We start from the raw sequence: 16290 nt of genomic DNA, 5'->3' as shown, positions 1-16290 counted from the left end.
GGTGTCGTGAGCCGGTTCCTGAGGACCGGTCAGGTCATGGCGGCGCGGCGTGCCGTGATCCGCTCGTCAGGCGCGCAGCCGCGCGGCGAGAGCGGTGGGCGTCGGGTGCTTGAACACCTCGCCGAGCTCAAGGGACGTGCCGGTGAGTTCTTCGATCTTCTGCGCCAGGACGGCCGCGAGCAGTGAGTGGCCGCCGGAGGCGAAGAAGTCCGTCTGTGCCGTCGCCTCGACGGTGAGCAGCTGCCCCCAGATCTCGACGAGGTCGCGGACGAGTGCGTCGTCCGCCGCTTGGTCCTGCTGGTCGGTGCCCTGGTCGAGTGCCTTCCGGGCGATCGCCAGGAGGGCGTCGCGGTCGGGACGGCCGTCGGGTGTCCTGGGCAGCTCGGCCAGGCGGACGACCTGCCCGGGGACGCCGGGTGCGGCGGGGCCGTCGGCGGCCGCATCCGCATCCGTGGACGTGGGCGTGGGCATGGGCGTCTCGGCGAAGGCGACGACGGTGTCCCCGCCGCCGGGCTGCGGCACGGCCAGAGCCGCGGCCGCGGTCACCCCGGGGTGGCCGAGCAGGACGGCCTCGACGTGGCCGAGGTCGACCGGGCCGTCACCGGTGGCGACCTGGCGGTCCATCCGGCCGAGCCATTCGACCGTTCCGTCGGGCCGCCGGCGGGCGAGCTCCCCGGTGCGGTGGTGACGCCCGTACCGGGGGTCGGTCGGGAACGCCGGGTCGTCCGGGTCGCTCAGCGCCAACCCGGTCCCGGCTAGGCGGAGTTCACCGCGCAGGCCGATGGGCAGTTCGCGCCCGTCGGGGGCGGCGACGTAGGCCCGGGTGTTGGCGACCGGCCGACCCCGGGGCGGTTCGTCGGGGTCGTCCAGCCGCCCGGACAGTGCCCAGCCGGTGGTCTGCGGGGTGCCGTAGCCGCAGTGCAGCCGGCAGCCGGCCGCGAGCAGCCGGCCCGCCGTCCCGGCGGACAGCTCGTCGCCGTCGGCCAGCACGGTCAGGCCCGGCAGCTGGTCGGCCAGGTCCGCCAGGATGCGGGCCGGGGTGCCCGGCGGGACCACGGCGACGGTCACGTCGTGCCGGCCGGCGGCACTGCGCAGCGCGGCTGCGTCGGTCCGGGCCGCGTCGGGCACGACGACGCAGTGGCCGCCCGCGCTCAGCGCCAGGAAGACGTCGAAGAGCGCGTCGAACGTGGCGGGCGCGGCGAGGGCCGGCACGCCGCTGCCGGGCCCGACGCCGAGCTCGGCCGCGAAGTGGCCGACCGTGTCCGCGATGCCCGCGTGGCTCAGCACGGTGGCGACCGGCTGCCCGGCCTCCCCGCAGGTGTGGATCAGGCAGGCGGGCGCGGTCGGTTCACCGGCCTCCTCCGGTGCGGCGGGGCCGGGCGCGGGGGCGTCGGCCAGCGGCAGGGCGGGGGGCAGGTCGTCGTCGGCGGGCAGCTGGACTCCGGTCCCGGTGAGGACGGCCTTCACCCGCGCGTGGGTGAGCTGCCGGGTCAGCCAGGACGGGTCGTGCCCGGGGTCGAGCGGCAGACAGACGGCGCCGGCCCGCCAGACGCCGAGGACGGCGGCGATGGCCTCGCCCCGGGGGGCGGCGACCGCCACGGTGTCGCCCGCGCGGACGCCGGCATCGGCCAGCAGCGCCCGGACGGCGGCCGCTGTCGCGTCCAACTGCCGGTAGCTGACGGTTCGTTCACCGTCGATCACGGCCGGGGCGGCAGGGGTGCGCGCCACCCAGGACCGGAACGCCGCGAGCACCGTCGGGTGCGCGGTCGGGGCCGCGGTCCCGTGGGCCCGACCGGTGATCCGGCGGTCGGCGTCGCTCCAGCCCGCCGTCTCGCCGAGCGGCCGGTCCGGATCCTGCGCGGCCGCGACCAGCAGCGCGTCGAACCGGTCCAGCATCGCCTCGACGTCGGCGCGGGCCAGCGTCTCGGAGTACCGGAACACGACCTCCGCCCGGGACGGCGACCCGACCAGCTCCAGGTCGAACTTGCTGTGCGGGTTCTCGACCGTCAGCACCCGGGCCGCCATGCCGTCGACCGACAGCTCGACGGCCGGCGCCTGCGGCAGGAAGTTGAACAGGTGCCGGAAGAGCTGGGTCTGCCAGGACGTGCCGATCCCCGCGAGCTCCCCGGTCAGCTCGTCGACCGGGGTGTCGGCGTGCGCCATCGCCCCGAGGAAGGCGTCCCGGGCCTGGCGCGCGAGGGCACGGAACCCCTCCGCGAGGTCCACCCGGATCCGGATCGGCACGACGTTGACGTGGTAGCCGATGGCGGCGGTGTTCGCCCCGCGGACGTTGACCGGCGAGCCGACGACGAGGTCGGGACCGGCGCCGTGCGAGGCGAGCAGGGCGGCGTACGCGGCCAGCATGACCGCGCCGAGCGGCGCCCTGACCGCGCGCTGCAGCTGCACCACGGCCTGCTGCGCCCCGGCGGACAGGGCACGGCTCGCACTCTCACCCGCCAGCTTCGGCTGCCGACCGCGCGGGGTTCCGCACCACAGGTCGAGACCGCCCGGCTGGAAGCCCTCCAGGACCTCCCGCCAGTAGGCCAGGTCCGCGGGCCGCGGCTCGGGCTCGGCGAGGGCCGGGGCCGGCACGGTGGCCTGCGCCGGCACCGGCCGCCCGGCCGCGACCGCGTCGTAGACCGGGATGAACGCCTGGAGGAAGAGGCCGACGGAGACCATGTCGAACACCAGGTGGTGCACCGCCACGCACAGGACGTCGCCGTCCGGGTGAGTGGCGAATCCGACTCTGACCAGGGGCCGCCCGTCGAACCGGAAGGGGCGGTCGGCGAACGCCGTCAAGTCCCCCTCCAGCGAGCCGCCCGACAGGTCGAGCGGCTCGATCTCCACGGCGAACTCGCCCGCGGGGACGACCTCCTTGACCAGGTCGGCCCCGGCCGTGCGGTAGACGGTCCGCAGCACCTCGAACCGGCCGGCCACGATGGCCAGGGCCGCCCTGAGCGCGTCCGGCCGGAGCCGGCCGCTGACCTGGAGGCCGAGCCCCAGGTTGTTGACCCCGGTCCCCGGGACCAGCTGCTCCAGCAGCCAGAGGGCCTTCTCTTTGCTCGAGGTCTTCATCTCACTCAGAATTCGGCGCTGTCGAGCAGGGCGCGCACCGTGGAGTCGTCGCGCAGGAGGTCGACGTGGCCGATCTCCAGTTCGATCCGCCGGCCGAGCACCTTGGTCGCGTTGACGACCGTGGCCGCCCCGCTCCTCTCCAGTTCGGCGTAGTCGGACGAGGTGATCGAGAGCGAACCGCCCCAGGCCCGGCTCGGATCGATCTGGGAGGCGGCGGAGAGCCACGTCATGTACGACTCGAAGAGCCGGACGACCTCGTCCCGGCGGCTGTCGGAGAGACCGATCCGCTGGAACGCGATGGACGCCATCTCGCGGTACAGGTCCACGATGTCGACGGCGGCTTCGATCAGGCCGATCGACGGCGTCCCGACGATCTCGGCGGCCCGCTTGCGGGCGTGCTCCGCCTCGTCCGCGGAGAAGACCGGGCCGGCCAGCCCGATCATCTTGTGGATCTCCGATTCGAGCAGCTGCAGGTCGGTGACCTGCGCGTCGAAGAGGATCACCTTGGGCGCCTTGCCCTGCCGCTGCGCCAGGCGCTCCGCGATCTCCCCCGCGTAGACGCCGCCGACGCAGTAGCCGAGCACGGCCACCACCTCGTACTCGTCCCACGCGCCGTCCCGCAGCCAGAAGTCGGTGTAGTAGTCACCGGCCGGCCGGTCGGCCAGGCGGACGGGCGGGGGCGTGGTCTGCAGGAAGCCGTGACCGGCCCAGGCCGCGCCCATCTTCCCGGCGAGGTCCTCGAACCCGGCCTCACGGCGTCCGGCCGCCGGGAAATCGATTCCGAGAATCAGGGACTTCGACGGGGGGGCGGTTATGACGCTCCAAGCGTTCTCGTTCGGCACTTTCTCATCCCATCTTCGGAGTCGGATGGCTGGTGTTCCGGCGGTGCGGCCCGCGGAACTGTTCTTCGAAAAACCGGTCGGCCGCTCGCACGGCGCCGGATCGCCGGGAAACCCTCACTGGCCCCCGGTGCCTTCCCGGAGCGCCGCCGTCAGCTCGCCGAGCAGGAACTCCGCGATCGCTTCCGGCAGATAGAGGTCATAGACGAAGCCCTCAGGCAGCTTAAGGCCGGTCAGCTCACTGATGCTTTCCCGCAGTTGAACGGCCGTCATGGAGTTCATGCCCATCTCGAAGACATCGCCGTTCGGGCGCACCGAGTCGACCGATGCGTAGCCGAGCAACGAGGCGATCTCCTGGCGCACCAGGTCGAGGATCAGCTCCTGCCGCTCGGCCGAGGAGAGGCCGGCCAACTGCCGCACCCAGGCGAGCTGCCGGGCCCCGGGCTGGGCTCCGTCGTCACCCTGCGGAGCGTCCAGCGGCGCGAGTTCGCGCTCCCGCCGACGCCACGACGACAGCTGCCCCAGCACCGTGCCCAGCGGCATGTCCGCGCGCAACGGCTCGGCCAGGCCCATGAGTTCGGCCAAGGCGGCCATGTCCCCGCCCTCCAGTGCCGCCCAGAACCGCTGCTCGACCGGTGCGGCGGGGCCGGCCGCGGCCGGTTCCGGGTCGGGCCTGCGGGTCGGCGGCTGCGGCCAGTAGTGCTGCCGCTGGAAGGCGTACGTCGGCAGCTCGACGCGGCTGCCGCGGCCCAGGACCGCGGCCCAGTCCACGGTGACCCCGTGGACGTGGAGGGCGGCCAGGCCGGCCGTCCACGACCGCAGCCCCGGCTCCCCGTTCCGCAGCGTCCCGGTGACGGTGGTGGCGGCCCGCAAGCCCTTGTCGTCCAGGGCACCGGCCATGGCCCCGGTGAGCACCGGGTCGGGGCTGACCTCGACGAAGGCGGTGCAGCCGCCGTCGACCAGGGCGTCCACCAACTCCGCCACCGGCACGACGTCCTGCGGGCCTTCCCACCAGTGGTCGGCGCCCAGCTCCGCGCCCTCGACCCAGGCCATCGCCCGGGTGGAGAACAGCGGCACCGCACCCGCCCGTGGGCGGACGGCGGCGAGTTCCCGCCGGTCCCGCTCTGCCCCGGCCGGGGAACGTCCGGTCAGCGCCGCGATCCTGGCCGCGTCCGCCAGCGACAGCACGCCCGCCACCTGCGCGGCCGCGACCTCGCCCACGGCGTGACCGGCCACGGCGGCCGGGTCCACGCCCGCCGAGCGCCACAACGCGGCCAGCGACACCATCACCGCCCAGAGCGCGGGCCGGTGGACGTCGGGGCGGTCGAGCGCCGGACCGGCCGGCCCCTCGCGCAGCACCTCGGTCAACTTCCAGTCCACGTAAGGGGCCAGGGCCTGCTCGCAGTCGGCGATCCGGGCCGCGAAGACCGGTGCCTCGTCCAGCAGGGCGGCGGCCGAACCGAGCCACCCGGACCCGCTGCCGGGGAAGACGAACACCGGCTTGCGGCCCGCCGCCGCGGTGCCGGTCAGGACGTCCCTGGTCGGCACGCCCGCGGCGACCACGGCGAGACCCGCGAGCAGCCCGTCCCGGTCCTCGCCCAGCACGACCGCCCGCTGGTCGAAGACCGTGCGTGTGGTGGCCAGGGAGAACCCGACGTCCACCGGGTCCGCCTCCGGCCGGTCGACCAGGAACTCGCGCAGTCGCCCGGCCTGTGCCCGCAGCGCCTCCGCGGTCCGCCCGGACAGCACCCACGGCACCACCGCCCGCGGTGCCGACGGCGCCACGGGACCGGTGGCCCCGGTCGGCGCGGGCGCCTCTTCGAGGATCACGTGCGCGTTGGTACCGCTGATCCCGAACGAGGACACGCCCGCCCGGCGCACCCGGCCGTTGGCCTGCCACGGCACCGGCTCGGTCAGCAGCCGCACCTGGCCCTCCGACCAGTCGACGTGCGGCGTGGGCTCGTCCACGTGCAGCGTGGCGGGAAGGCGGCCGTGACGGAGGGCCAGCACCATCTTGATCACACCGGCGATGCCGGCGGCGGCCTGGGTGTGCCCGATGTTGGACTTCACCGAGCCCAGCCAGAGCGGCCGGTCCTGCCCGCGGTCCTGCCCGTAGGTGGCCAGCAGCGCCTGGGCCTCGATCGGGTCGCCCAGCCTGGTGCCCGTGCCGTGCGCCTCCACCGCGTCGACCTCGTCCGCCCGCAGGCCGGCATTGGCCAGCGCGGCCCGGATCACCCGCTGCTGCGAGGGACCGTTGGGCGCGGTCAGGCCGTTCGACGCGCCGTCCTGGTTGGTGGCGCTGCCCCGCAGCACGGCGAGCACCTGGTGGCCGTTGCGCTGCGCGTCCGACAGCCGCTCGACCACCAGCACGCCCGCGCCCTCGGCGAAGCCGGTGCCGTCCGCCGCCGCGGCGAACGCCTTGCAGCGGCCGTCCGGAGCGAGCCCGCGCTGACGGGAGAACTCGACGAAGGTCCCCGGCGTGGCCATGATCGTCACGCCCGCGGCCAACGCCATCGAGCACTCGCCGGACCGCAGCGCCTGCGCGGCCAGGTGCAGTGCCACCAGCGCCGACGAGCACGCCGTGTCGACCGTCACCGCCGGCCCCTCCAGGCCGAACGTGTAGGCCAGCCGACCGGACAGGATGCTGGTCGCGATGCCCGTCATCAGGTGACCCTCGGCCTCGGCACCGCCGTGCGCCAGCACGCTCATCTCGTAGCCGGACGTGTACCCGCCCACGAACGTGCCGGTCTGACTGCCGCGCAGGGACGCGGGGTCGATCCCGGCCCGCTCGAAGGCCTCCCAGGACAGCTCCAGCAGCAGCCGCTGCTGCGGGTCCATGGCCAGCGCCTCACGCGGGCTGATCTCGAAGAACCCGGCGTCGAAGGCACTCGCGTCCTCCACGAACCCGCCCGCCTGGGTGTACGAGGTGCCGGTGTGCGCGGCGTCCGGGTCGTACAGGGCCTCCAGGTCCCAGCCACGGTCGGCGGGGAACGCCGAGATCGCGTCCTGCCCGTCGGCCATCATGCGCCAGAGGTCCTCGGGGCCGGTCACCCCGCCCGGGAACCGGCAGCTCATCCCGACGATCGCGATCGGCTCGTCGTGAGCCGCCGCCCCGACCGGGACCGCGGCCTGCGCGCCCTCGGTCGGCCCGCCGCCGAGCCGTCCGCGCAGGTGCCCCGCGAGGGCGGCCGGGTTCGGGTAGTCGAAGACCAGCGTGGCGGGCAGCCGCAGGCCGGTCGCCGTGGTGAGACGGTTGCGCAACTGGACGGCGGTGAGCGAGTCGAAGCCCAGGTCGGTGAACGCCCGGCCCGGCTCCACCGCGTCGCCGGAGGCGTGGCCCAGCACGGCGGCGACGTGCGCGCGCACCAGGCTCAGCAGCAACTGGTCACCGTCCGCGGTCGACAGCGCGGCGAGCTGCTGCCGCAGCGAGTCCGCGCCCACCCCGCCGGAGGCGGCACTGCGCCGAGCCGGACGGCCCGCCAACGCCCGCCACAGCGGCGGGACTTCACCAGTGCGGGCGGCCTGCGCCCGCAGCCCGGCCAAGTCCAGCTTGGCCGGCACCAGCACCGCCTCGTCCCGGGCGATGGCCAGGTCCATCAGCGCCAGTCCCTCGGCCGCGCTCAGTGCGGCGCTCCCGCTCCGGGTCATCCGGGAGCGCTCGGCGTCGGTCAACTGCCCGGTCAGACCGCTGACGTCCGCCCACAGGCCCCACGCGAGGGACGTCCCGGGCAGCCCCGCCGCCCGGCGGTCGGCCGCCAGTGCATCCAGGAACGCGTTGGCCGCGACGTAGTTGCCCTGCCCGGGCACGCCGAACGTCGCGGCGGCCGAGGAGAACAGGACGAAGTGCTCCAGGTCCAGGTCCCGGGTGAGCTCGTGCAGGTGCCAGGCGCCGTCGGCCTTGGGCCGCATCACGGTCGCCACCCGCTCCGGGTCCAACGACGCGATCGTGCCGTCGTCCAGGACACCGGCGGTGTGGACCACGGTCCGCAGCGGACGCTCGGCCGGGATGCCCGCGAGCAGCGCGGCCAGCGCCTCGCGTTCCGCCGTGTCACAGGCGACGACATCGACCGACGCACCCGACTGCGCCAACTCGGCGGCCAGCACCGCGACTTCGGCTGCGGCCGGACCCGAACGGCTGGTCAGCACCAGCCCGTCGGCCCGCCCGGTGGCCACCAGATGCCTGGCCACCAGAGAACCCAGCGTGCCCGTACCACCCGTCACCAGCGCCGTCCGCCCGCCGAACGAGTCCGACAGCTGTTCAACTGCCGTCAGGGAGCGGGATGGACGCGTCAGTCGGCGTGCGTGGGCCGCGTTGCCGCGGATGGCGACCTCCGGTTCGCCGGCGGCCAGCGCCGTCGGCAGCACGGCCGTGGCCTGGTCACCGGTGGCAGGCAGGTCGACGAGGACCAACCGGCCGGGGTTCTCCGACTGCGCCGAACGCAGCAACCCCCACACCGCGGCAGCCGGCAGATCGGCCACACGCTCACCCGCCGAAGCCGCCACACCGCCACGGGTGACGACCACCAACTGCGCTGCCTCCAGGCGCTCTTCGGCCAACCAGTCCTGCACCAGGACCAGAGCCTCACCGGTCGCCCGGCGAGCACCCTCGGCCGGATCAGCACCCTCCTGACCGCCGGCACAGACCAACACCAGGGCAGGCTCCAACTCCCCCGCCCCGACCGCGGCCGCAACCTCACCCAGAGCGGCGAAGGAACGCACCGACACACCAGCCGCGCCCAGCGCATCCACCAGCCCGAACCGGTCACCACCCACCAACGCCCACTCACCGACCGGGGCCTCGCCCCCGGCAATCGCAGCCCACTCCACGGTGAACAGCGCATCCGCCAAACCAGCACCCTGCGCCCCGAGTTGGTCGGCCGCCACCGCCCGGGTGATCAGCGAGGCCACCGACACCACCGGCTGACCCGCCGCATCCGCCGCCGTCAACGCCAGAGCGCCCTGCGCATCACGACGCAACCGCGCCCGCAGAACAGAAGCACCCGCCGCATGCAGCTCCACACCCGTCCAGGCGAACGGCAACCGCACCTGACCCGGCTCGCCCTCCTCACCCCCACCGACCAGGGCACTGGCGTGCAACACCCCGTCCAGCAACGCCGGATGCAGACCGAACGCCCCCGCCTCCTGCGCCACCGACTCCGGCAGCACCACCTCGGCGAACACCTCACCACCACGGCGCCACACCGCCCGCAACCCCTGGAACGCCGGACCGTACCCGTACGCCGCACCCGCACCCGCCTCGTACATCCCGGCGACGTCCACCGCCACGGCACCCTGCGGAGGCCACACCGCGAAGTCGTCCTCCGCCACCGCCACCTCACCGGCGGGAGCCACGAAACCACTCGCATGCTGCACCCACGCCTGCTGCGCATCAACGCGGGAGAACACCTCGACCGTCCGGCGCCCATCCGCATCGGCATCCGCGACAACCACCTGCACCTGAACCCCGGAGCCGTCGGCGGGCAGCACCAGCGGCGCCTGGAGCGTCAGCTCCTCCAGCAGGCCGCAGCCCACCTGGTCACCAGCACGCACCGCCATCTCGACGAACCCGGTACCCGGCAACAGCACCACACCACCCACCGCGTGATCGGCCAGCCAGGGATGCGTCCGCAGCGACAACCGACCCGTGCACACCAGCCCCGTACCACCGGCCAGTTCAACCGCCGCCCCCAGCAGCGGATGACCAACCGCACCCAGACCCAGCGACACCGCATCCCCACCAAGAGCCGGCGCAGCCGCACGCGGCCAGAACCGCTCATGCTGGAAGGCATAGGTCGGCAACTCGACCCGCTCGCCGGCGGGCAGCACGGCCGTCCAGTCGACGGCAGCACCGGCGACGAACGCCTCGGCCAGCGAGGTGACCAGCCGGTCCGTACCGCCCTCATCACGGCGTAGCGTGCCGCAGACGGCGGCCGCGAGCGCGCCCGGGCCGGCCGCCTGGGCGACTTCCTCGACGGTGTCGTTCATCGCGCCCAGCAGCACCGGGTGGGGGGTGACCTCCACGAAGAGCTGGTAGTTCTGGCTCGCCAAGGTGCGGACCGCGCGGTCGAAGTGGACGGTGGCCCGCAGGCTGGCGTACCAGTAGGCGGCGTCCAACTCCTCACCGGTCAGCGTCTGGCCGGTCATCGCGGACACCATCGGCACCCGACCACGACGCGGAACGATCCCCGACAGGACCGAGGTGATCTCGTCCTCCAACCGGTCCACCTGGGCGGAGTGCGAGGCGTAGTCCACCGCGACCATCCGGGCGCGCACGCCCTCGGCCTCGAACTCGGCCTTCAGCTCCTCCAGCGCGTCCGGCTCACCCGAAACCACCACCGCCGCCGGCCCGTTGACCGCCGCCAAGGCGAGCCGCTCGCCGAACCGGGCGATCCGCTCCTCCACCACAGCGGCCGACCGGCTCACCGACAACATCCCGCCCAGCCCCGCAAGCACCTTCAACGACTGCGAACGCAGCGCCACCACCCGCGCGCCGTCATCCAGGGACAGCATCCCGGCCACCGTCGCCGCCGCGATCTCCCCCTGCGAGTGGCCGACGACCGCATCCGGCACCACACCGGCGGCCTCCCACACCGCCGCCAGCGACACCATCACCGCCCACAGCGCCGGCTGCACCACATCCGCCGCCTCCAGCGCGGGCGCACCCTCCGCCCCCGCCAGCACATCGTCCAACGACCAGTCCACATACGGCGCCAGCGCCGCCTCGCACTCCGCCAGCCGGGCCGCGAACACCGGGCTCACCCCAGCCAACTCCCGGCCCATACCCAGCCACTGCGACCCCTGGCCCGCGAACGCGAACACCACCCGCGCACCCGGCCGTGCCACCCCCGACACCACCGAACCCGACGGCGCCCCAGCCGCCAAGCTCCGCAGCCCGGACACCAATTCCCCGCGCTCACCGCCGACCACCACCGCCCGGTGCTCGAACACCGACCGCGTCGACGCCAACGACCACCCCACATCCACCGGCGCCAACTCCGGCCGCGCCGACACCCAGTCGTACAGCCGACCCGCCTGCGCGGTCAGCCCCTCGGCCGACCGACCCGACACCAACCAGGCCCCGACCGCACCGGTCTCGACCAGCGGTTGCGCAGCGGCCGGCTCGACCACGTCGGCGCCGTCCTCGGCTGGGGCCGCAACGGGAGCCTCTTCCAGCAGCACGTGGGCATTGGTGCCGCTGATGCCGAACGAGGACACACCCGCCCGGCGCACCCGGCCGTTGGCCGGCCACGGCACCGCCTCCGTCAGCAGCTCCACCTCACCGGCGGACCAGTCCACGTGCGGCGACGGCACCTCGGCGTGCAGGGTGCGCGGCAACTGCTCGTGCTGCAGCGCCAACACCATCTTGATCACACCGGCCACACCGGCCGCCGCCTGGGTGTGCCCGATGTTGGACTTCACCGACCCCAGCCACAACGGCCGTCCCTCCGGCCGCTCCTGACCGTAGGTGGCGAGCAGCGCCTGCGCCTCGATCGGGTCACCCAGCTTGGTGCCCGTCCCGTGCGCCTCCACCACGTCCACATCGGCTGCTGACAGCCGCGCGTTCGCCAGCGCCGCCCGGATCACCCGCTGCTGCGAGGGACCGTTCGGCGCCGTCAGCCCGTTGGACGCGCCGTCCTGGTTCACCGCCGAGCCGCGCACCACCGCAAGCACCTTGTGCCCGTTGCGCCGGGCGTCCGACAGGCGCTCCAGGACCACCATGCCGGCGCCCTCGGCGAAGCCCATCCCGTCCGCCTGCGCGGAGAACGCCTTGCAGCGCCCGTCCACCGCGAGGCCTCGCTGCTGGCTGAACCCGACGATCCCGTCCGGGGTGGCCATGACGGTGGCCCCGCCCGCGAGCGCCATCGAGCACTCGCCGGAGCGCAGGGCCTGGGCAGCCAGGTGCAGTGCCACCAACGACGAGGAGCAGGCCGTGTCCACCGTCACCGCGGGCCCTTCGAGCCCCAGCGTGTACGACACTCGGCCGGACATCACACTCGTGGCGAAGCCGGTCGTCAGGTGGCCTTCGGCCCCCTCGCTGCCGGTCGCCAGGCCGAGCCCGTAGGCCGACGCGAATCCCCCGACGAAGACGCCGGTCTGGCTGCCGCGCAGCGCACCCGGATCGATGCCGGCCCGCTCCAGCGCCTCCCAGGACGTCTCCAGCAGCTGCCGCTGCTGCGGGTCCATCGCCAGCGCCTCGCGTGGACTGATCCCGAAGAACCCGGCGTCGAAGCCGCCGGCGTCCGCGACGAATCCGCCCTCCTGGGTGTAGGAGGTTCCGACGCTCTCGGGGTCCGGGTCGTAGAGCTCGTCCACGGCCCACCCGCGGTCGTCCGGGAAGCGGGAGATCGCGTCCGTCCCGGTGGCGAGCACCTGCCAGAACCCGTCGGGGTCGTTCACGTTCCCGGGGAACCGGCAGGCCATGCCGACGATCGCGATCGGATCGTCGGTTCCCGCCTCTGCCGGCCGGACCGGCAGCAGGTTCACCGGCTGCTCGTCGTCACCGATGAGCCGTCCCCGGAGGTGACCGGCGAGCGCGACCGGGCTGGGGTAGTCGAAGACGAGCGTGGCCGGCAGTCGCAGCCCGGTCGCGGTGCCGAGGCGGTTGCGCAGTTCCACCGCGGTGAGCGAGTCGAAGCCCAGGTCAGTGAACGCCCGGCCCGGCTCCACCGCGTCGGTGGAGGAGTGCCCCAGCACGGCGGCCACATGGGTGCGGACCAGGTCGGTGAGCAGCCGGGTCCGGTCCTGCTCGGACAGTCCGGCCAACTGCTGGTGCAGCGAGTCCGCGCCGACGCCGCCCGAGGCGGCGGTCCGCCGACCGGCCCCGGCGGTGACCAGGGTCCGCCACAGCGGCGGGACTTCACCGGCGCGGGCGGCCTGCGACCGCAGCCCGGCCAGGTCCAGCCGGGTCGCCACCAGCATCGCCTCGTCCCGGGCGAGGCCGTGGTCCAGCAGGGCCAGGCCCTCGGCCGCGCTCAGGGCCACGGCGCCGCCACGGGTCAGGCGGGCCCGGTCGGAGTCGGTCAGCTGCCCGGTCAGGCCGCTGGCGTCCGCCCACAGGCCCCAGGCCAGGGACGTTCCGCTGAGCCCCGCCGCCCGGCGGTCGGCCGCCAGTGCGTCCAGGAACGCGTTGGCCGCGACGTAATTGCCCTGCCCGGGGACGCCGAACGTCGCGGCGGCCGAGGAGAACAGGACGAAGTGCTCCAGGTCGAGGTCCTGGGTGAGCTCGTGCAGGTGCCAGGCGCCGTCGGCCTTGGGCCGCATCACGGTCGCCACCCGCTCCGGGTCCAACGACGCGATCGTGCCGTCGTCCAGGACGCCGGCGGTGTGGACCACGGTCCGCAGCGGACGCTCGGCCGGGATGCCCGCGAGCAGCGCGGCCAGCGCCTCGCGTTCCGCCGTGTCACAGGCGACGACATCGACCGACGCACCCGACTGCGCCAACTCTGCGGCCAGCACCGCGACTTCGGTGGCGGCCGGGCCCGAACGGCTGGTCAGCACCAGCCCCTCGGCCCGCCCGGTGGCCACCAGATGCCTGGCTACCAGACCACCCAGCGTGCCCGTACCACCCGTCACCAGCGCCGAGCTACCGCCCGCGCGCGGTGCGTGCGGACCGGCGGGAATCGTCAGCACCAGCTTGCCGGTGTGGCGGGCCTGCTGCATGAAGCGGAACGCCTCCCGCGCCCGCCGCACGTCCCAGGCCCGCACCGGAAGCTTGGCCAACTCCCCGGCGGCCATCAGCTCCACGATCCGGCCGAGCATCGCACCCAGCCGCTCAGGGCCGGCCTCACCCAAGTCGAACGGCCGGTACACCACCCCCGGATGCTCGACCGCCAGCGCATCGGCGTCCCGCAGATCGGTGCGGCCCATCTCGACGAACGCCCCACCACGCGGCAGCAGCCGCAGGGACGCGTCGATCAGCTCACCCGCCAGCGAGTTGACCACGATGTCGACACCCGCCCCGCCGGTGGCGGCGAGGAAGTCAGCCTCGAAACCGGCACTGCGGGACGAGGAGATGTGCGACTCGTCCAGGCCCATTGCGGCCAGCACCGGCCACTTCGCCGGACTCGCCGTCGCGAACACCTCCAGACCAAGGTGCCGGGCGATCTGCACCGCCGCCATACCGACACCACCCGCGCCGGCGTGCACCAGCACCCGCTGTCCGGCCTTCGCCCCGGCCAGGTCCACCAAGGCGTACCAGGCCGTCATGAACGCCACGGGCACCGACGCGGCGTCGGCGTAGGACCAGCCGGCCGGGATCCGGACCAGCTGCCGTGCGTCGGTGACGGCGACCGGGCCGAACCCGCCGGCGGCGACACCCATCACGCGGTCGCCGACCGCCAGTCCGGTCACCTCCGGGCCCAGTTCCAGCACCATGCCGGCGACCTCACTGCCCATCACGCCGCCACCCGGGTACATCCCCAGAGCGATCAGCACGTCCCGGAAGTTCAGCCCCGCCGTCCGGACCGCCAGCCGGACCTGCCCCGCCTCCAGCGGCTCCGCCGCCTGCGGCGCCGGTACCGGCGTCAGGCCGTCCAGCGAGCCACCGGCGTCCGGCGCCAGCCGCCACGGGCCCTCCGGCATCACCAACTCGCCTGCCGGGCGGGTCAATCGCCGCCCATAGACCGTCTCACTACGGACGACCAACTCCGACTCGCCACTGCCCACGGCAGACGGCAGTGCAGTGGCGTGACTGCCGGGCTCACCGGCGGGCAGGTCGACGAGGACCAGTCGGCCGGGGTTCTCCGACTGCGCCGATCGCAGCAACCCCCACACCGCGGCAGCCGGCAGATCGGCCACACGCTCACCCGCCGAGGCCGCCACACCGCCACGGGTGACGACCACCAGCTGCGCTGCCTCCAGGTGCTCTTCGGCCAACCAGTCCTGCACCAGGACCAGGGCCTCACCGGTCGCCCGGCGAGCACCCTCGGCCGGATCAGCACCCTCCGGGCCGCCGGCACAGACCAACACCAGAGCGGGCTCCAACTCCCCCGCCCCGACCGCGGCCGCAACCTCACCCAGACCGGCGAAGGAACGCACCGACACACCAGCCGCGCCCAACGCATCCACCAGCCCGAACCGGTCAACACCCACCAACGCCCACTCACCGACCGGGGCCTCGCCCCCGGCAATCGCAGACCACTCCACGGTGAACAGCGCATCCGCCAAACCAGCATCCCGCGCCCCGAGCTGGTCGGCCGCCACGGCCCGGGTGATCAACGAGGCCACCGACACCACCGGCTGACCCGCCGCATCCGCCGCCGTCAACGCCAGAGCGCCCTGCGCATCACGGCGCAACCGCGCCCGCAGAACAGAAGCCCCCGCCGCATGCAGCTCCACACCCGTCCAGGCGAACGGCAACCGCACCTGACCCGGCTCGCCCTCCTCACCCCCACCGACCAGGGCACTGGCGTGCAACACCCCGTCCAGCAACGCCGGATGCAGACCGAACGCCCCCGCCTCCTGCGCCACCGACTCCGGCAGCACCACCTCGGCGAACACCTCACCACCACGGCGCCACACCGCCCGCAACCCCTGGAACGCCGGACCGTACCCGTACGGCGTGTCGGCCAGGGACTCGTACATGCCGGTGACGTCCACCGCCACGGCACCCTGCGGAGGCCACGCCGCGAAGTCGTCCTCCGCCGACACAGTTCCCTGGGCCGGGGCCACCACGCCGCTCGCGTGCTGAACCCATGCCTGCCGCAGGTCGGACGCGTCGGGGCGGGAGAACACCTCGACCGTCCGGCGCCCGTCCGCATCAGCGTCGGCCAGCACCACCTGCACCTGAACCCCGGAGCCGTCGGCGGGCAGCACCAGCGGCGCCTGGAGCGTCAGCTCCTCCAGCAGGCCGCAGCCCACCTGGTCACCCGCGCGCACCGCCATCTCGACGAACCCGGTGCCCGGCAGCAGCACCACACCACCCACCGCGTGATCGGCCAGCCAGGGATGCGTCCGCAGCGACAACCGACCCGTGCACACCAGCCCCGTACCACCGGCCAGTTCAACCGCCGCCCCCAGCAGCGGATGACCAACCGCACCCAGACCCAGCGACACCGCATCCCCACCAAGAGCCGGCGCAGCCGCACGCGGCCAGAACCGCTCATGCTGGAACGCATACGTCGGCAACTCGACCCGCTCGCCGGCGGGCAGCACGGCCGTCCAGTCGACGGCAGCACCGGCGACGAACGCCTCAGCCAGCGAGGTGACCAGCCGGTCCGTACCGCCCTCATCACGGCGTAGCGTGCCGCAGACGGCGGCCGCGAGCACGCCCGGGCCGGCCGCCTGGGCGACTTCCTCGACGGTGTCGTTCATCGCGCCCAGCAGCACCGGGTGCGGGGTGACCTCCACGAAGAGCTGGTAGTTCTGGCTCGCCAAC

The 16290-nt window shown here is 74.0% G+C and carries 2 protein-coding genes and 1 pseudogene; all 3 read right to left on the bottom strand.

The genetic code is table 11. The features are described 5' to 3' along the window. Positions 1-66: 66 nt before the first annotated feature. Positions 67-3075: a condensation domain-containing protein gene (locus tag LN042_RS33755; RefSeq protein WP_230055269.1), complete on the bottom strand. Its 3009-nt coding sequence runs from the start codon at positions 3073-3075 to the stop codon at positions 67-69. A gap of 5 nt (positions 3076-3080) precedes the next feature. Next, positions 3081-3917: a hypothetical protein gene (locus LN042_RS33750; protein ID WP_230055268.1), complete on the bottom strand. Its 837-nt coding sequence runs from the start codon at positions 3915-3917 to the stop codon at positions 3081-3083. Between the two features lie 189 nt (positions 3918-4106). Next, a pseudogene (locus LN042_RS33745) lies at positions 4107-16290 on the bottom strand (SDR family NAD(P)-dependent oxidoreductase); the annotation flags it as partial.

Source organism: Kitasatospora humi (assembly GCF_020907985.1).
In the GTDB taxonomy this organism is placed as follows: Bacteria; Actinomycetota; Actinomycetes; order Streptomycetales; family Streptomycetaceae; genus Kitasatospora; species Kitasatospora humi.
Note: the sequence above shows the minus strand (reverse complement) of the source record. Positions and strands in the feature narration are given on the sequence as shown.